Consider the following 17,080-nt stretch of genomic DNA (forward strand, 5'->3'; position numbering starts at 1 on the left):
TCATTCCTCGGGAATTCCGAGCTCCTTGCGAACCGTCACGGCCGAGTCACCGACCTTCTCGACGGCTTTACGCAGCTGTTCGCGCGACACACCGAGGGCATGTGTCCAGCATCTCACCTGAAGCAGATCGTGCATGTTGATCTTCGATCGATCGAACTGCTCTTTCCTGGTCAGGCGCTTCGTCACTGAACTTCTCGCGTCAGCGCTCGGCCTGAGCCTCGGCCGTTGCTGGCGATCCAATCTTCAGGACGGCCATTTGTTCCTTTCTTGGATGGATCGGTCGTCACCCCTCGGAGGAACATTATCCGCGAGCGATACTTCAGTCGTGAGAGGCAGAGCGGGCGGCAGCACGAACAAAGGTAAGCCATGACAGGCATTGCAGACAGGATCGGCGGACGGGTCAAGCAGCTCATCGCCGAGATCATCAACGATGGCAGGCTAGCCGAGGAAGGCGCGCAGCAGATCAAGAAGGCCGAGAACGCGCCGCGCGCGAAACCGTTCGGCAATTTGGACAAGCTGACCTAGATGCCCAGATACTTCTTCCATCTCGCGGGCGACATCCCCGCACACGACGTCGTCGGTCACGACTGTGCCGACGACAAGGACGCCCAGGATCACGGCAGCTTCATTGCTCACCGGATCGGGACCGAAAAGCCGGAGATGGTTCGCGACGGCAATTTCATTTCGGTTCGCGATGAGGGCGATAGCGAGCTCTTCCGCATCCCGCTGGCTTCGACGAGCGTCTGACGAGGAACGGTCGTTCTCAGCCCGGCTCGCTTCCCGCAGACCGATGCTGACGGCCGATGTCCGGCTTTCCCTGGCCGGCCCGCCGCATGGTGCTCTCAAGGACGCGGCGAGGACAGGCCACGCCCGCCGTTCATAGGAACAAACGACGACGAGCGCGGTTCGGACCTACATCAGGGTTGAAACACCAATTGCACACATGAAACGCCGCAATCGCTTCAAGCAAACCACGACGCTCGCATACCGCCTCATTCAGCTTGAGGAAGCAGCCCGCGCGAGGGCTTCGCATCTGCCTCCCGGCACCGAGCGGGAACGACTTCTCAAGAAGGCCCGCGAGGCCGAGCGCGCCGTTCAGATCGAACAATGGCTCGCCACTCCCGGAGCAGAGCCGCCGCCGTAGCGCTTCGATTCACATAAGTTGTTTCGATTCACATAAGCTAATGCGCACAGCCGCGAGAGACGTTCGCGGCTCGGGCCTGCCCCAACGTCAGGTTTTGACCTAACCAGACTTGCAGCCGGCCTCAACCCGCCTCGCCCTTCGCATCGGAGCGGTCCCCCCAAAGGCGGCATCTCGCGCACATGCCGATCAGGGGGCGTGGCTCAGTGAGAGTCCTTTCGCGCGAGCCGCACACCGCGCGGCGAATCGCCGAAGCGGGTTCGGAACAGACGATTGAAATATGAAACATCGGAGAAGCCGACCTCGAGCGCGATATCGGAAATCCGCCGACGGCCGGCATCAGGCTCGGTAAGCAATTTGAGCGCCCGCTGGAGCCGCAATTCATTCAAGCGCTCGGTGAACGACGGTCCTGATGACGCCATCAGGCGCTGCAGATAGCGCGGCGAGATGCCCTGGCCACGCGCAACCGTTTGAACGTTGAGCCCGGGCTCCTCAAAGTGTGCGGCGATGTAGTCGAGCATGGCACGATGCCGCGCAGCGACGACGGCGCTCGCGCTGCTCTCGCCCAGCGCAGCACACTCGCCGATCGCGAGCGCGATGAGATCGTGGATATGGGTCACGACTGTATCGCGAAGCTTCGGCGCGCTCAGCGCTTTCGTCTTAAGCACCGACTTCAGATATGAGATGAACAGCCGAAATGCTTCTGTCCGGTGCCAAATCGGCCGCATGACCAGGCCTTCGACGTCGATCACGCGCTGCGCAAGTGCCTCGCGCGGCACGGCCAAGCCGAATTGCAACCCGTCCATATAGGTGACGCTGGCGGGCTCGGAATGCAGAATTGCAATTGCATCGCCGAGGTGAAAATCGAAGTCCCGGCCGCGCTGCGATAGCTGACCTCTGCCCGGAGAGCAGAAGATGATCCCGATGGAGTCATCGCCATCGGCAAGGTTCGCCTGCAAACGCTTGAACCGCATCGACGTGCCTTTCAGCGCCAGCATGCGCAAACCCTGAACCGCTCGCAGCGACGCATCGGCTTGGAATGAAACGTTCGATAGAGGCTCGATATCGGCGTGCACGATGCATCGGCCAAAGTGCTCGCGCCAGAGCGGGATACGAATGCGTTCCGGAAGCTCGCACGTCGAAAATCGATACGATGCGAAATTGGCTGCGTCCATCGGCATGGGGACCTCCAGCCTTCACAAAACATCAGAATGAAATGCTGCGGCACTCCACAGTCAGTATCCGCATTTTGCGATTCACGCACCGGCCTTCGCCCGATCCGTGCGCATGAGTCCAAGAAGCCACGTTACCGGTCTGCTAGTCTTGTTCGCCTGTGATTGATGCTGATGTGAACTGGTTCACTTGGTGGTCAGAATATTTCGTATATAATGACATCATGAAAATCGCGGCAAATTTCCCTTTTAAGAAGAAGCAGTCGCGATCGCTCTATTTATAATTGCTGCCATCGGATCCGTTTCAAACATTCCTGGCAGAGTACAGCGCAAATCAGTGTCATACCCCTGTACGCGGTCTCCTGGCTAAGTCGCCACGCACAGGTCATTCAGTAGAACGACTGATATCGATTTTGGTTGCGTCGGACTGCCTGCGGCACTGTCGGTTATCGCCGCCGGTTGAAATGGTCGAAATCTGTCACGTGGGAAAGTCAACCTAGTGATCAAGAAGGCGTTCGATCATGTCCATCATTTTCGAGATGCTTTATCGTGAATACTGTCGCGCCCGCCTCGCCGAAATGCGAAAGCAGCATTTGTTGCCGGCCATCGGCGACGTCGCGCAGGCGGCGCCGTCGGAGGATAGCGATCCACCCGGCCCCCGTGATTGCGGCTGGCCGGCGGAAGCGCCGCCAACCCTTGGGTAGCTGGAGCGCACAATCATACAGGTTGGCCGGAGGCTAGTCCGGCACGCGCACGCCTCGGAGCACCCGAGCGTCTCATGGACCTGAGTCCGATGAGGCCGCGCGCGCCCGCCAGACAGATCGACAGATGCACGATCGAACCCGCAGCTCGAAGCGATTGCTCGGCGAGACTCCGCCGGAGTTCAGATCGACCGGCCGCGACCCGCGCATCGATGTCTGTCGCGGGATCGCGTTGTGGTGGATCTTTCTCGATCACATTCCAGACAACGTCGGAAGCTGGCTGACCCTGCGCAACTACGGCTTCTGCGATGCCGCCGAAATCTTCATGTTCATCTCGGGCGTCACCTGCGCACTGGCCTACGGCAGGGCGCGTCAGCGCGATGGCTGGCGCGGCATGATCGGCCGTTCGCTGCGGCGAGGATGGGATATTTATGCCGCCTTTCTGCTGCTGACGCTCGCCTGCGCGATCGTCGTCTACCTCGCGGGCAGCGATCGCCTCGCCGACGACAGCAATACGCGGGTTCTGTTCGAACGTCCGGGCGCAGCGCTTGCGCACGCCGCGGTCCTGCAATTCCACCCTGTCAATACCGACGTGCTGCCAGTCTTTGTGATCTGTCACGTGTTGTTCGCACCGCTGCTGTGGCTGCTGCTGCGGGCGCCGAACCTGGCGCTCGGTCTTTCGCTGTCGCTTTATGCGCTGGTGCACGTCTTCGGCTGGAGCATTCCTGCCTGGCCCGACGGCGTCTGGTTCTTCAACCCGCTGGCCTGGCAGCTTCCGGTCGTGCTGGGCGCCTGGTACGTCATCGAGGGAAAGACCATCCAGGGATGGGTGACGTCGCGCCCTGCGCTGGTTCTGTCTGCGCTCTATCTTGTGTTCGGCCTCGTCGTTGCGCTGGGCCACGGCATCAAGCCGCCGCTGCTGCCGCAGGCGCTGACGGATCTGCTGTTTCCGATGGACAAGTCGAATCTGAGCCCGTTGCGGCTGCTGCATTTTCTGGCACTTGCCATCGTGGTGTCATGGCTCGTTCCACCGGGCTGGCAGGGACTGTCGACGCCGATGCTGCGCAGCGCGAGGCGTTGTGGCGAGAACTCGCTGCCGATCTATTGTCTCGGCGTCCTGCTGGCGCTCGCCAGCCAATGCGACCTGTTCGACATCTCGAACCGGCTCTCAATGCAGATCGGACTCAGTCTTGCCGGTGTCCTTGTGATGGTCGTGGTCGCGACGCTGCTGAACACGCTCGGCACCAAGCGCGCCCGGCCGCGGGATGTCAATGCCGCCGGACATGACCTTGTGCCGCGCGCCGGCGATCGCGGCATTCTTGACGGTCATGGCGCGCATATCCTCTAGAGCGCGCCATCGTGCGCGGGAGAAGCGGATGCTCTCCCACGCACGGCGGGCGCCGACGCTCAGCTCGACTGCCGCGCGGCGTCGAGGATCAGCCGGGCGATCGCGTCGGGCTGCGAGATCAGCGCGAGATGGCTGGCCTTCACCTCGATCGTGGTGGCGCCCATCCGCTTGGCCATGAAGCGCTCGAGATCCGGATTGATGGTGCGGTCTTCGGTCGAGACGGCGTAGTAGCTCGGCTTGCTGCGCCAGGCCGCATGGCTGGTCTTGCCGGCCAGCAGTTGCTTGTGGAACGGCTGCTGCACGGCATAAAGCACCTTCGCCTTCGCCTCCGGCAGGTCGCCGGCGAAATCGCGCAGGAACGCTTGTTCGCTGAGCCGGCCCTCGTCGCCGTCGAACACGATGCCGGCGCTCGCGGGCGGCGTCGGATAGGTCTTGGCCAGCGCGGTGTAATCCTCGTCCGCATCGGGTGCGCGCGCCGCGACATAGACCAGCGCCGAGACATTCGGATGCACGCCGGCCTCGGTGACGATCATGCCGGAAAAGGAATGGCCGACCAGCACGGTCGGACCATCCTGGCGATCGAGCACCCGCTGCGCGGAGGCGACCGCTTCAGGCAGCGTGGTCAGCGGATTTTGCACCGACGTCACGTTGAGCCCGGCGGCCTGCAGGCGCGGAATGACCTCGGACCAGCAGGAGCCGTCGGCGAACAGGCCGTGCACCAGCACGACGTTGCGCGCCTTGACCGGAGGCGTGGTGGCGGCCATGCCGCGCGTGGACACCAGTGAAGCCGCGGCTCCAGCGAGCAAGGCGGTCGAAAAGGCGCGTCTGTTCATCATCATGTTACTGCTCCGTTGTCGTATGCTGAGTTGAAAATCAGAAAAGCGCGTCCACCTGCGGTGAACGGACAATCTCTCCTACGCGTGCAAAGGCCTCGTGGTTACGCTCGATGCTGTCGTGATCGTAAAGATAGTTGACCATGATGCCGAAGGATTCCGCCATCGCGCGGTCGGCCGTGTTGCCGAGCCAATTGATCCGCTCCAGCCGGGCACCGTTGCCGAGATGGAAGCGCGCCACCGGATCGATGCGATTTCCTGACGCCGGCGAGCGCGTGAGATATTGCACGCATAGCTTCATCAGGACCGGACGCCAGGTCTCGCAGGTCGCCGCGTCGTGCCACCAGCCTTCGCGGTCCAGCTCGCGCAGCGTCGCGACCTCGTTGCCGCCGGATTGTGGCCGCTGGCTGAGCCAGCGCCGGAAGCCCGGGATCGGCGACAGCGTGGAGAAGCGCTTCAGCTGCGGGAATTCCGCTTGCAGCTCCTCGACCACCTGCTTGATCAGGAAATTGCCGAACGACACGCCGCGCAGTCCATCCTGGCAGTTGGAGATCGAATAGAAGATCGCGGTGTCGGCATGCGCGGCCCTGAGGCCTGCACTGTCTTGATCCGCATCCTGCACCAGCAGCGGTGGCACGGCGGTGGCCAATCCCTGCACCAGCGCGACCTCGACGAAGATCAGCGGCTCGCCGGGCAGCGCGGGATGGAAGAAGGCAAAGCAGCGGCGGTCGGGCGCAAGGCGGCGGCGCAGATCGTCCCAGCCCTTGATCTCGTGCACCGCCTCATAGGCAATCAGCTTCTCGAGCACGGCGGCCGGCGACTGCCAGTCGATGCGGCGAAGCTCGAGGAAGCCGCGATTGAACCATGAGACGAACAGATGCTTGAGATCGGCATCGAGCAGCTTCAGCTCCGGTTCGGGGCCGAGACGGCCGGCGATCTCGCTGCGCATCGCGATCAGGCTCGCCGTGCCGCCGGGCGCCATGTTCATCCGCCGCAACACCTCCTGGCGCGGCGGATCCGCGGCGTCGGCCAAATCGGCCGCGGCCGCCGCGGTGCCGTCGGCAAGATAACGCTTCGCCGCATCCTGCAGCGCCGCCGCGTCGGGCTGAAACGCGCTCGCCAGATAGCGTTGAAAGCCGTGCCGGCCGTCGGCATCGAGCGCGCGCATGGTCTGCTGCAATTGGCGCGCGATCAGGGCGCCCGACGCCTCGCCGCGCTCGGACAACAATGCCGCGGCGAGCTGTCTCGCTTTGTCGAGTGAGGCCGGTGGACTGCCTGGGATGTGCTCGGCGTGGGTCATGGGAGCCTCCTTCTAGCGGCGGAATTTGGCGGGCGGCGCGTAGAGGCCGCCCGATGCGGTGACGAGGTCGTCGATCGATTTCGCGGCGAGCCAGTCGCGCGTCGCCGTCTCGACGTCGAGGCCGAGATCGGACGGCAGCATCACGATGCCGCGGCGGCGCAGGCCGTCGGTCGTCCCGGCGTCCTGCCGCCGGCCGAACTCGGTGTCGCCGGCGACCGCGCGCAGGGCGGCTTCGCGCTCCTGCGGCGAGCGGCAACGCAACAGGTTGCAGACGCCGCGCTCGGTGATCACGTGGGTGACGTCGTCGCCATGGATCATGACCGGCGGCAGCGCGAAGCCGGCCGAGGCCGCGAGGTCGAACGCGTCGAGGCGCTCGACGAAGCTCGGCGCGCCGTTCGGCTGCCGGGTCTGGACCATCTGCACCACCAGCTTGCGGCCGCGCAGGCGCTCGCCTGCTTCCTCGCCGGCACGCAGCCAGGCAACGCTGTCGTGGCGTCGGCCGCGCGGATCGGCACCCATGTTCGGCGCGCCGCCGAAGCCCGTGATGCGGTCCTTGGTGGCGGTCGAGCTGTTGCCCTCGGGATCGATCTGCAAGGTGCCGCCGACGAACAGGTCGCAGGCATATTGTCCGGCGACCTGCGCCAGCGCGCGGTTGGAGCGCAGATTGCCATCGGCGCCGACCGGAAACACGTCGGGACGGCTGGCGACATAGCGTTCCATGCCGAGCTCCGAGCCGAAGCAATAGACGTTGTCGACGAAGCCGGCTTCGATCGCGGGGATCAGCGTCGGATGCGGGTTGAGCACGAAATTCCGCGCGACCTTGCCCTTCAGCCCGCGCCTGGCGGCGAAGGTCGGCAGGATCAGCTCGATCGCCGCGGTCGCATAGCCGATGCCGTGATTGAGCCGTGTCACTTGATAAGGCTCATACACGGCCGATATCGCCATCATCGCCATCAGGACATTCTCGTCCCTGACCTTGGCGGGATCGCGCGTGAACAGCGGATCGATCGCATACGGCTTCGGACCGGGCACCACGACATCGACCCAGTCGCCGGGGATGTCGACGCGCGGCAGACGATCGACGATCTCGTTGACCTGCGCCACGACGACGCCGCCGCGGAACGCCGCGGCCTCGGCGATGGTCGGCGTGTCCTCGGTGTTCGGACCGGTGTACAGATTGCCGTCGCGATCGGCCTTGTCGGCAACGATGAGCGCAACCTGCGGCGTCAGGTCCACCAGCATCCGCGCGTAAAGCTCGAGATAGGTATGGATCGCGCCGATCCGCAGCGCCTTGGCGGCGACGAGCTCGGCAAGGCGGCGGCTCTGCGGGCCGGCAAAGGCGAAGTCCAGGCGGTTGGCGATGCCGCGCTCGAACACCGCGAGATGATCGGGAAGCGCCAGCACCGACTGCACCATGTGCAGATCATGCACCCGCGCCGGGTTCACTCCGGCGAGGCACGCGGCCAGGAAGTCCGCCTGCTTCTGGTTGTCGCCCTCGAGCGCCACCCGGTCGCCGGATGCGATGACCGCCTCGAGCAGCTCGACCGCGCGGTCGGTCGGGCAGACCTTTCCGTTTGTGCCGCAGACAGCTCGCGCGCGCGCCAGACGCGCCGTGCGATCGGTTCGTGGTGTTGTCTCCGACATGATGGCCTCTCCTTGCTTGGTCATGAAGCGAAGGTAGTCGGCCGGCATTGATAATAGAAACGATATTCTATAATATGATTGATTACGAAAATGGATTAATCGATGCTCGACCTCGAACTTTTGCGGGCCTTCGTCGCGGTCGCCGATTGCGGCGGCTTCCACCGCGCCGCCGAGCAATTGCATCTGACCCAGTCGACCATCAGCCAGCAGATCAAGCGGCTCGAACTCGAGACCCGGCGGCCGCTGTTCCGGCGCACGACGCGCAGCGTCGCGCTGACCGACGAAGGCGAGATGCTGCTCGGCGATGCGCGGCGTTTGCTGCAGCTCGAGGAAGCGGCGCGGCAGCGGCTGGTGGCGCCGCGGCTGTCCGGCTCGGTCCGTCTCGGCGTGGTCGAGGAAGTCGCCGGCGGCTCATTGCCGTCGGCGCTGGGCCGCTTCGCCGCGCTGCATCGCGGGGTCAAGCTCGAGGTGCAGATCGGTGTCAGCGCCGAACTGATCGAGCAGCTCGATGCGGGCCGGCTCGATCTGGTGTTCGCCAAGCGGCCGCTCGGAACGTCGAAAGGCCGTCTGGTGTGGCGCGAACCGCTGGTGTGGACCGCGGCGGAAACGTTCGATCTCGTTCCCGGCGCGCCGCTGCCGCTGGCGCTGTACCGCGAACGATCGGTGTCGCGCGACGCCGCACTCTCCGCGCTGCGCGACGGCGAGCTCGGCTGGGAGATCGTCTATACCAGCCCGAGCCTGACCGGCGTCCGTGCCGCCGCCGTCGCGGGACTTGCCGTCACCCCGCTGCCGCTCAGCGCGGTCACCACCGGCCTGCGCGTTCTCGGAATTGGCGACGGCCTGCCGCCGCTTCCCGATCTGGAATTCGCCATCTACGAGAAAAGACGGCCGGACAAGGCCTCGGAGGCGCTCGCCGACGCCTTGCTGACGCTGGCGCGCGGTCCCCTGCGTCCCACGATCTGAGCGCGCCGAACCGCGAATTGCGCCGCGCGCCGGTGTGCCTGCCGGCGGGCAGACCCGCCTGTTCCCGGCCGTTCCAACGAGATTCGTATTGAACGCTTGGGCTTAGGCAAATTTTAAACCGGGAGGCGTAGCTTACCCCTTGCGAGTTCAGTGGTTGAGAGTTTGTGAGTACGCCATGACAGAACCCCATCGCCCGAGGGTGAAATACGTCATCGGGCCTGACGGCAGCCCGTTAACGATTGCGGATTTGCCGGCCCCCGGTACCAAACGGTGGGTCATCCGCCGCAAGGCCGAAGTCGTCGCTGCGGTCCGCGGCGGCCTGCTCTCCCTCGAGGAGGCCTGCAGCCGCTACACGCTGACCGTCGATGAATTCCTTTCCTGGCAGTTCTCGATCGACCAGCACGGTCTGGCCGGGCTGCGCACCACCCGCATCCAGCAATATCGGCAGTAATTCGACGCCGATCCAGTGGCATTTGACGAAAACCGGCCTCGCCTTGCGAAGCCGGTTTTTTTCATGTCCGCGATTTTGCCGCGGTCCTTAACCGTCGTTAACCATATGGAAACCATACCCTAGGCAATATTTGCCCAGTCGGACCCGCGCGGGCCGATCTGGGCCGTTGGTGCAAAGTCTGGTTGCTTTCCTGAGAGGTCTTGGTGCGGCCCGCCTCGCGGCCATGATTGCAGTCACCGCGGCCCTGATCGGCTTCTTCGCCTTCGTCATCATGCGCGTCACCACGCCGCAGATGACCACCCTCTTCACCGACCTGTCGACCGAGGATTCCTCTGGAATCATCAAGGAGCTCGAGCGCCAGGCGATCCCGTTCGAGCTGCGCAATGACGGCGCCGCGATCATGGTGCCGAAGGACAAGGTGACGCGGCTCAGGATGAAGCTCGCCGAGGGCGGCATGCCCAAGGGCGGCGGCGTCGGCTACGAGATCTTCGACAAGTCGGATGCCCTGGGCACCACGAGCTTCGTCCAGAACATCAATCATCTGCGGGCGCTGGAGGGCGAGCTCGCCCGCACCATCCGTGCCATCGACCGCGTCCAGGCCGCGCGCGTCCACCTCGTGCTGCCGGAGAAGCCGCTGTTCTCACGCGAGACGCCCGAGCCATCAGCCTCGATCGTGCTCAGGGTGCGCGGCGCGCTGGAGCCGCAGCAGATCCGGGCGATCCGCCACGTCGTCGCCTCCGCGGTCAACGGGCTGAAGCCGCAGCGGGTCTCGATCGTCGACGAGGCCGGGCAACTGCTCGCCGACGGCGCCCAGTCCGACGCCGATGCCGCGGTCGGCGACGAGCGCCGCGCCGCCTTCGAGAAGCGGATGCGCAAGCAGGTCGAGGACATCGTCTCGTCGGTGGTCGGCGCCGGCCGCGCCCGCGTCCAGCTCTCCGCCGACTTCGACTACAACAAGATCACCCAGACCTCGGACAAGTTCGACCCCGAGGGTCGCGTGCTGCGCTCGACCCAGACCCGCGAGGAAAGTAGCCTCACCGCCGACAATTCCGGCCAGGTCACCGTCGCCAACGAGCTGCCGGGCAGCCAGAACCAGGACAACGCCGCCCGCGCCCGCGACCAGAGCAAGAAGAGCGAAGAGACCAACAATTACGAGATTTCCCGCACCACCAAGACCGAGGTGACCGAGGCCGGCCGCGTCAACCGAATTTCGGTCGCGGTGCTGGTCGACGGCAGCTACTCCAAGAACGAAAAAGGCGAGCTGGTCTACCAGGACCGCACCAAGGAGCAGCTCGACCGCATCGCCGCTCTGGTCCGCTCCGCGATCGGCTTCGACCAGAAGCGCGGCGACCAGGTCGAGGTCGTCAACCTGCGCTTCGCCGAGCCGCCCGCCGCGCAGCCGATCGCCGAGCCGACCGGCCTGCTCGGCATGCTGCAGTTCACCAAGGATGACGTGATGTACGTCATCGAGCTCGGCGTCATGATGATGCTCGGCCTCGTCGTGCTGTTCATGGTGGTCCGCCCGCTGGTCAAGCGCATCGTGGCGGCCGACGTCATTCCGGCGCTGGCCGGCGCGGGCATGCCCGCGCTGGCGGAAGCCCATGCCGAGAGCGCCGCAACACCGGGTCAGGCGCTGATCCCGAGCGGCAGCGGCGCGGCGCAATTGATCGACGTCGCCCAGATCCAGGGCCAGGTCCACGCCCAGGCCGTGCACCGGGTCGGCGAGCTCGCCGAACGCAATCCGAACGAAACCGTCTCCATCGTCCGTCAATGGCTGAGCGAGCCGGTAGAGAACTGACATGGCCGCCGTACCCCAGACCACCAACGCCAACGACATCGCCACCGTCCTCTCGACGCTGGCAAACCGGCAAAGCGCCCGGCCCAAGGGCAAGCCGCTGCCCGGCCCGAAGCGCGCGGCGATCCTGATGCTCGCGCTCGGCGAGCAGTATGGCGGCAAGATCTGGTCGATGCTCGACGACGAGGAAGTCCGCGAGCTGTCGGTCCACATGTCGACGCTCGGCACCGTCGAGGCCGACGTGGTCGAGGACCTGATGCTGGAATTCGTCTCGCGGATGTCGGCCTCCGGCGCGCTGATGGGCAATTTCGACGCCACCGAACGGCTGCTGCAGCAATACCTGCCGGCCGAGCGCGTCTCCGGCATCATGGACGAGATCCGCGGCCCGGCCGGCCGCAACATGTGGGAGAAGCTCTCCAACGTGCAGGAAGAGGTGCTCGCCAACTACCTCAAGAACGAATACCCGCAGACCATCGCCGTGGTGCTGTCGAAGCTCAAGCCGGAGCACGCCGCGCGCGTGCTCGCGATCCTGCCCGAGGACATCGCGCTCGACGTGGTCGGCCGCATGCTGCGGATGGAGGCGGTGCAGAAGGAAGTCATCGAGCGCGTCGAGCAGACGCTGCGCACCGAGTTCATGTCGAACCTGTCGCAGACCCGCCGCCGCGACGCCCATGAGGTGATGGCCGAGATCTTCAACAATTTCGACCGCCAGACCGAGACCCGCTTCATCACCTCGCTGGAAGAGGAAAACCGCGAATCCGCCGAGCGCATCAAGGCGCTGATGTTCACCTTCGACGATCTGATCAAGCTCGATACCGCCTCGGCCCAGACGCTGATGCGCAACATCGACAAGGACAAGCTCGGCGTCGCGCTGAAGAGCGCCAACGAGGAGGTGCGCAGCTTCTTCCTCGGCAACATGTCCTCGCGTGCCGGCAAGATGCTGATGGACGACATGGCCGCGATGGGCCCGGTGCGGCTGCGCGATGTCGACGAGGCGCAGGCGCTCTTGGTCAACCTCGCCAAGGACCTCGCCGCCCGCGGCGAGATCACGCTGACCAAGAACCGCGCCGACGACGAGCTGGTGTATTGATGGCCGCGCCCGCAAAATTCCTGTTCGACACGGATTTCTCGGCGCCGGACCGCGCGCGCGAACGCGCGCCGACGCCGGCCGAGGTCGCACAGAAGGTCGCCGACGCCGAGGCGCGGGCCTATCGCGCCGGCTACGAGGCCGCGCTGCGCGAGGCCAAGGTCGAGAGCGACCGCCGCGCCGCGCAGGCGCTGGAGGAGATCGGCACCGCGATCAAGGGCATCGCGGCGCGCTTCGCCGGCATCGAGACGCGGATGGAGACCGAGGCGGTGGACGTCGCGGTGGCGGTCGCCCGCAAGCTCTGCACCGAGCTGATCGCGCGCGAGCCGCTCGGCGAGATCACGGCGCTGGTCTCCGACTGCTTCTCGCATCTGGTGGCGACGCCGCATCTCGTGGTCCGCATCAACGACGCGCTCTACGAGGCGGCGCATGACAACATCGAGCGGATGGCGGCGCATTCCGGCTTCCAGGGCCGGCTGGTGATCCTGGCCGAGCCGACGATTGCGACCGGCGACTGCCGGATCGAATGGGCCGATGGCGGCGTCGTGCTGGAACGCGCCGCGATCGAAGGCAAGATCAACGAACTCGTCGGGCGCTATCTGGCGTCCCGCGGCCAGGCCGGCTGAAGGCGATTGAGGGCTGAACCATGACCGACACCGACACCCAAGTCCCGCTTCCCGATCTCAATTCCGCCGACGCGCCCACCATCGACGACATCGGCTACAACGAGGATGAGCATGCCGCGCGCATCGCGGCCGATCTCGAGGCCGTGTTCGACGTGCCGGTGCAGGTCTCGGCGGTGCTCGGCCGCTCCAAGATGGACGTCGGCGACCTCTTGAAACTCGGACCGGGCACCGTGCTCGAACTCGACCGCCGCGTCGGCGAGGCGATCGACATCTACGTCAACAACCGCCTGGTGGCGCGTGGCGAAGTGGTGCTGGTGGAAGACAAGCTCGGCGTGACCATGACCGAAATCATCAAGGCAGAACGCTCTTAACAACTCAGGCGGTCACGCGCGGGACCTGCGCGACCAGACGAATAGGAGATCATCATGCGGCTTCTCATCGTTGGCACCCTGAAGGGCCAGCTCACGACCGCGACCAAGATCGCGATGGACAACGGCGCCTCGGTGACCCACGCCGAGGCCGCCGAACAGGCGATGAACGTGCTGCGCGGCGGCAAGGGCGCCGACCTCCTGCTGGTCGATGTCGGCCTCGACATCCGCGACCTCGTGATGCGGCTCGACGCCGAGCACATCCACGTGCCGATCGTCGCCTGCGGCATCTCCAACGACGCCCGCGCTGCGGTCGCCGCGATCCATGCCGGCGCCAAGGAATACATCCCGCTGCCGCCGGACCCCGAGTTGATCGCAGCGGTGCTGGCCGCGGTCGCCAATGACGCGCGCGATTTGATCTACCGCGACGAGGCGATGGGCCGGGTGATCAAGCTGGCGCAGCAGATCGCGGGCTCGGACGCCTCCGTCATGATCACCGGCGAGTCCGGCACCGGCAAGGAAGTGCTGGCGCGCTACGTCCATTCCCGCTCGGCCCGCGCCAAGCGGCCGTTCATCTCGATCAACTGCGCCGCGATCCCCGAGCACCTCTTGGAATCCGAGCTGTTCGGCCATGAGAAGGGTGCCTTCACCGGCGCGGTCGCGCGCCGCATCGGCAAGTTCGAGGAAGCGACCGGCGGCACGCTGTTGCTCGACGAAATCTCCGAGATGGACGTGCGGCTGCAGTCCAAGCTGCTGCGCGCGATCCAGGAGCGCGTGATCGACCGCGTCGGCGGCACCAAGCCGGTCCCGGTCGACATCCGCATCATCGCGACCTCGAACCGCAACCTCTCGGAGGCGGTGCGCGAAGGCACCTTCCGCGAGGACCTGCTGTTCCGCCTCAACGTCGTCAACCTGAAGATTCCGCCGCTGCGCGACCGCCCGGCCGACATCCTCGAGCTGGCGCAGCATTTCGCCAGGAAATATGCCGAGGCCAACGGCATGCCGGTGCGTCCGATCTCGACTGATGCCCGCCGCGTCCTGACCGCGAACCGCTGGCAGGGCAACGTCCGCGAGCTCGAGAACACCATCCACCGCGCGGTCCTGATGGCGCAGGGCGACGAGATCGGCGCTGAGGCGATCCTGACCCCCGACGGCGACCGCCTCGACCTTGCCAGGACCGCGCCCGCGGTCGCGCACGCCACGCTGGCCGCCGAGCAGGTCACCCGCGCGCTGGTCGGCCGCACCGTCGCCGATGTCGAGCGCGACCTGATCCTGGAAACGCTGAAGCACTGCCTCGGCAATCGCACCCATGCCGCCAACATCCTCGGCATTTCGATCCGCACGCTGCGCAACAAGCTGAACGAATATGCCGACGGCGGCATTCCGATCACCCCGGCCGGCAACGGCGCGCCCGACTATCAGCGCATGGCGAACGCCGGCTGAACACGGGAAGCGGCGGGATAAGTCCCGCCGTTTGCCTCGCCTCACGAATAACTGGGCGCGTCGGGCTTGCGGAAGATCCGGATCGGATCGCCGGGCGTGATGTCGCGACCGGTGAACGTCACATAGGCATAGAGCGCGAGATAGGCGACGGCGATCGCACCGACGAGATAGAACAGCCAGGTTCCCACGCGCTTCATCGAACCGTCACCTCTCCGAAACATCCGCGCCATTTAATGCGCCGATTGGGAAAGCGCCACGGCCGACAAGCCGCGCCGGCCTCGGTGCCGTTCATCCCTTGAATCTTGCGGCAGGTTGCCTTATTCAATCTCCTATTGCGTTTACATTCTTAGACAACTGGAGAGTGATATGGCCCTTTATGCGCAGACCAGCGGCACCCTGTCCACAACCTCCGCGACTCTAACGCCGATGCAAGGCCTCAGCCTGACGATTCCGGAGGGCGTCGGCACCACCGCGATCATCACTCTTAACGTTCCGAATCCCTACGCCACGGGCAACGATATTCCGGGCGGCGTGTTCGGCGTCACCGTCAATGGCACGGTCTCGCCGGTCGTCGCAAGCTTCACCTATAACGAGACCCCGTCGAGCTTTGGCCGTATCCCGACCACACTCGTCGTTGGCATTCCGCTGGCCAATGCAGCTCAGACCATCCAGGCTGTATGGGCTGGCGTCCGCGGCAGCAATGTGATCATCGACAGCCCGGCATCGCTGAGCGCAGTTTTCTAAAGTCCGATCCGGATAAGCACGGCGCGCTAACGCGGCCCTCGCACATGAACATGACGCGACGGCAGGCTGACGTCAGCCAGCCGTGCGGCGTCTTCCTCATGGTCGATCGCGACATACTCGCCGTGCCAATATGCCAGCGCGGCGGTACGCTCCGACGCAATCACGTCGAGCACGCGGCCGATGACGATCACGTGCGAATGCCGTTCGATGGTCTCCTCGACCTCGCAATCAACCGCGGCAAGCGCGCCGACCAGCAGCGGGACGCCTGACGCGCGCGTCGTCCACTCGGCTCCGGTGAAGCGGTCCGCGCCCTTCAGGCCGCCCTTGCCGGTGAAGCGCTCGGCGATGTCGCGCTGATCCGCGGCCAGGATGTTGACGCCGAACACGCCATGGCGCGCGATCAGCGGCCATGACGAGGCCGCGCGGTTGATGCTGACGATCAAGGACGGCGGCTCGACCGAGAGCGACGACACCGAGGTCACCGTCATTCCCGAGATATCCTTGCCCCGACCGGCCGTGATCACGCTGACGCCGCCGGTGAGGTGACGCATCGCGCCGCGAAATTCGGCGGCCGCAACCGCTGATACGATCGAAACATTGCGGACGACGGAATTCATGGCGACCTCACAGACTGTCTTCGCTGCCTTCGAGCAGATGCTTCAGGATCTCGCCCTCCAGCGCAGCGAGTTCGGCCGACCCGCGCCGGCGCGGCCGCGGCAGGTCGATCGCGACGTCCTCGGCGATGCGGCCGTCCTCGATGACCAGCACGCGGTCGGCGAGCGCGACCGCCTCGGCGACGTCGTGCGTCACCAGGATCGCGGTGAAGCCTTGATCGCGCCAGACCCGTTCCAGCAATTGCTGCATCGAGATCCGCGTCAGCGCATCGAGTGCGCCGAGCGGTTCGTCGAACGCCAGCACGCGCGGCTGACTGACCAGCGCCCGCGCCAGCGCCACGCGCTGCTTCTGCCCGCCCGACAGCACCGACGGCCACTGGGTGCGCTTGTCGCCGAGTCCGACCTCGACCAGCGCGCGTTCGGCGCGCGCCTGTGCGTCGGCGGAGGCACGCTCGCGCCCCAGCCCGACCTCGACATTGGACAGCACCCGCGCCCAGGGCAGCAGCCGCGGCTCCTGGAACATGACGCGGACGTCCTGCGCCCGCGGCTGTTCGCCGAAGGCGATGGTTCCCGCCGTCGGCGCGTCGAGGCCGGCGATCAGACGCAGCAACGTGCTCTTGCCGCAGCCGCTGCGACCGACGATCGCGACGAACTGGCCGGCCGGGATGTGCAGGTCGATGCCACGCAGCACCTCATTGTCGCCGAACGCCTTGCGCAGGCCGCGGATGGTCAGCGACAGGCCGCGGGCCGCGCCTTCCGGCACGCGCCGCAACTGCCGCGCCTTCACGACGATCTCGGTGCGGTCGACCGGCTCGGCTTCAGCGGTTTCGAAACGAAGCGCTTCTTGCAT

21 protein-coding genes are annotated in these 17,080 nt (G+C 65.5%); 13 read left to right on the top strand and 8 right to left on the bottom strand.

Annotated elements, in window-relative coordinates; translation table 11 throughout:
- Window positions 1–186 carry a DUF3606 domain-containing protein gene (locus ACSKB9_RS17990; RefSeq protein WP_028333447.1) on the bottom strand — a complete coding sequence of 62 codons (186 nt, stop codon included), beginning with the start codon at window positions 184–186 and terminating at the stop codon, window positions 1–3.
- Between the two features lie 180 nt (window positions 187–366).
- Between ACSKB9_RS17990 and ACSKB9_RS17995 the strand changes: the two genes are divergently transcribed.
- The 3 genes from ACSKB9_RS17995 (at window position 367) to ACSKB9_RS18005 (ending at window position 1,144) form a co-directional block, all read left to right on the top strand.
- Window positions 367–525 (top strand): hypothetical protein, encoded by a 159-nt coding sequence (locus tag ACSKB9_RS17995; protein ID WP_438074618.1) that lies wholly within the window; start codon window positions 367–369, stop codon window positions 523–525.
- Window positions 526–747 carry a DUF6894 family protein gene (locus ACSKB9_RS18000; RefSeq protein ID WP_438074620.1) on the top strand — a complete coding sequence of 74 codons (222 nt, stop codon included), beginning with the start codon at window positions 526–528 and terminating at the stop codon, window positions 745–747.
- Between the two features lie 196 nt (window positions 748–943).
- Entirely contained in the window at window positions 944–1,144 is a 201-nt protein-coding gene (locus ACSKB9_RS18005; protein ID WP_028333449.1) for a hypothetical protein, read from the top strand.
- A 200-nt stretch (window positions 1,145–1,344) separates the two neighbouring features.
- On the opposite strand, the gene ACSKB9_RS18010 is transcribed toward ACSKB9_RS18005, so the two are convergent.
- Window positions 1,345–2,316: an AraC family transcriptional regulator gene (locus ACSKB9_RS18010; RefSeq protein ID WP_438074622.1), complete on the bottom strand. Its 972-nt coding sequence runs from the start codon at window positions 2,314–2,316 to the stop codon at window positions 1,345–1,347.
- A 518-nt stretch (window positions 2,317–2,834) separates the two neighbouring features.
- Here ACSKB9_RS18010 and ACSKB9_RS18015 point away from each other — a divergent pair.
- Window positions 2,835–3,017, top strand: a complete 183-nt coding sequence (locus ACSKB9_RS18015; protein WP_438074624.1) for a hypothetical protein — start codon at window positions 2,835–2,837, stop codon at window positions 3,015–3,017.
- A 124-nt stretch (window positions 3,018–3,141) separates the two neighbouring features.
- Window positions 3,142–4,362 (top strand): OpgC family protein, encoded by a 1,221-nt coding sequence (locus tag ACSKB9_RS18020; RefSeq protein ID WP_438074626.1) that lies wholly within the window; start codon window positions 3,142–3,144, stop codon window positions 4,360–4,362.
- 59 nt (window positions 4,363–4,421) lie between these two features.
- Here ACSKB9_RS18020 and ACSKB9_RS18025 read toward each other — a convergent pair whose 3' ends face one another.
- From ACSKB9_RS18025 to mdcA, 3 genes are read right to left on the bottom strand one after another with little or no spacing between them, the layout of a single operon-like run.
- Window positions 4,422–5,201, bottom strand: coding sequence for an alpha/beta fold hydrolase (locus tag ACSKB9_RS18025; protein ID WP_038382286.1), 780 nt, complete (start codon window positions 5,199–5,201; stop codon window positions 4,422–4,424).
- Between the two features lie 34 nt (window positions 5,202–5,235).
- A complete protein-coding gene (locus tag ACSKB9_RS18030; protein ID WP_438074628.1) occupies window positions 5,236–6,495 on the bottom strand; it encodes a malonyl-CoA decarboxylase in 1,260 nt (419 codons plus the stop codon).
- A 12-nt stretch (window positions 6,496–6,507) separates the two neighbouring features.
- Window positions 6,508–8,163, bottom strand: a complete 1,656-nt coding sequence (gene mdcA, locus ACSKB9_RS18035; protein WP_438074630.1) for a malonate decarboxylase subunit alpha — start codon at window positions 8,161–8,163, stop codon at window positions 6,508–6,510.
- 78 nt (window positions 8,164–8,241) lie between these two features.
- Between mdcA and ACSKB9_RS18040 the strand changes: the two genes are divergently transcribed.
- The 7 genes from ACSKB9_RS18040 to flbD all read left to right on the top strand — a co-directional run bounded on the left by ACSKB9_RS18040 (window position 8,242) and on the right by flbD (window position 14,872).
- Window positions 8,242–9,102 (top strand): LysR substrate-binding domain-containing protein, encoded by an 861-nt coding sequence (locus tag ACSKB9_RS18040; protein ID WP_057017327.1) that lies wholly within the window; start codon window positions 8,242–8,244, stop codon window positions 9,100–9,102.
- A gap of 175 nt (window positions 9,103–9,277) precedes the next feature.
- Window positions 9,278–9,553 (top strand): CtrA inhibitor SciP, encoded by a 276-nt coding sequence (sciP, locus tag ACSKB9_RS18045; protein WP_002714638.1) that lies wholly within the window; start codon window positions 9,278–9,280, stop codon window positions 9,551–9,553.
- A gap of 169 nt (window positions 9,554–9,722) precedes the next feature.
- Entirely contained in the window at window positions 9,723–11,351 is a 1,629-nt protein-coding gene (fliF, locus tag ACSKB9_RS18050; protein ID WP_438080283.1) for a flagellar basal-body MS-ring/collar protein FliF, read from the top strand.
- 1 nt (window position 11,352) lies between these two features.
- Window positions 11,353–12,438, top strand: a complete 1,086-nt coding sequence (gene fliG / locus ACSKB9_RS18055; RefSeq protein ID WP_018273552.1) for a flagellar motor switch protein FliG — start codon at window positions 11,353–11,355, stop codon at window positions 12,436–12,438.
- Window positions 12,438–13,061 (top strand): FliH/SctL family protein, encoded by a 624-nt coding sequence (locus ACSKB9_RS18060; protein WP_438074646.1) that lies wholly within the window; start codon window positions 12,438–12,440, stop codon window positions 13,059–13,061. Before fliG ends, ACSKB9_RS18060 begins: the two co-directional genes overlap by 1 nt.
- A 20-nt stretch (window positions 13,062–13,081) precedes the next feature.
- Complete coding sequence (fliN, locus tag ACSKB9_RS18065; protein ID WP_028333458.1) at window positions 13,082–13,432, top strand: flagellar motor switch protein FliN; 351 nt, start codon at window positions 13,082–13,084, stop codon at window positions 13,430–13,432.
- 54 nt (window positions 13,433–13,486) lie between these two features.
- Window positions 13,487–14,872, top strand: a complete 1,386-nt coding sequence (gene flbD, locus ACSKB9_RS18070) for a sigma-54-dependent transcriptional regulator FlbD (protein WP_438074649.1) — start codon at window positions 13,487–13,489, stop codon at window positions 14,870–14,872.
- Window positions 14,873–14,913: 41 nt separating this feature from the next.
- On the opposite strand, the gene ACSKB9_RS18075 is transcribed toward flbD, so the two are convergent.
- Window positions 14,914–15,069, bottom strand: a complete 156-nt coding sequence (locus tag ACSKB9_RS18075; protein WP_016844338.1) for a hypothetical protein — start codon at window positions 15,067–15,069, stop codon at window positions 14,914–14,916.
- Window positions 15,070–15,238: 169 nt separating this feature from the next.
- On the opposite strand from ACSKB9_RS18075, the gene ACSKB9_RS18080 reads away from it, so the two are divergent.
- The gene (locus tag ACSKB9_RS18080) at window positions 15,239–15,616 is read left to right on the top strand and encodes a hypothetical protein (protein ID WP_253606920.1); all 378 of its coding nucleotides are present in this window, start codon (window positions 15,239–15,241) and stop codon (window positions 15,614–15,616) included.
- 26 nt (window positions 15,617–15,642) lie between these two features.
- On the opposite strand, the gene ACSKB9_RS18085 is transcribed toward ACSKB9_RS18080, so the two are convergent.
- On the bottom strand, window positions 15,643–16,233 hold the full coding sequence (locus ACSKB9_RS18085; protein WP_438074651.1) for a flavin reductase family protein: 591 nt from the start codon (window positions 16,231–16,233) through the stop codon (window positions 15,643–15,645).
- A gap of 7 nt (window positions 16,234–16,240) precedes the next feature.
- Window positions 16,241–17,080: an ATP-binding cassette domain-containing protein gene (locus ACSKB9_RS18090; protein ID WP_438080284.1), complete on the bottom strand. Its 840-nt coding sequence runs from the start codon at window positions 17,078–17,080 to the stop codon at window positions 16,241–16,243.

The sequence above is a fragment of the Bradyrhizobium sp. BR 1433 genome (assembly GCF_051547665.1).
GTDB classification, from domain to species: Bacteria; Pseudomonadota; Alphaproteobacteria; order Rhizobiales; family Xanthobacteraceae; genus Bradyrhizobium; species Bradyrhizobium australafricanum.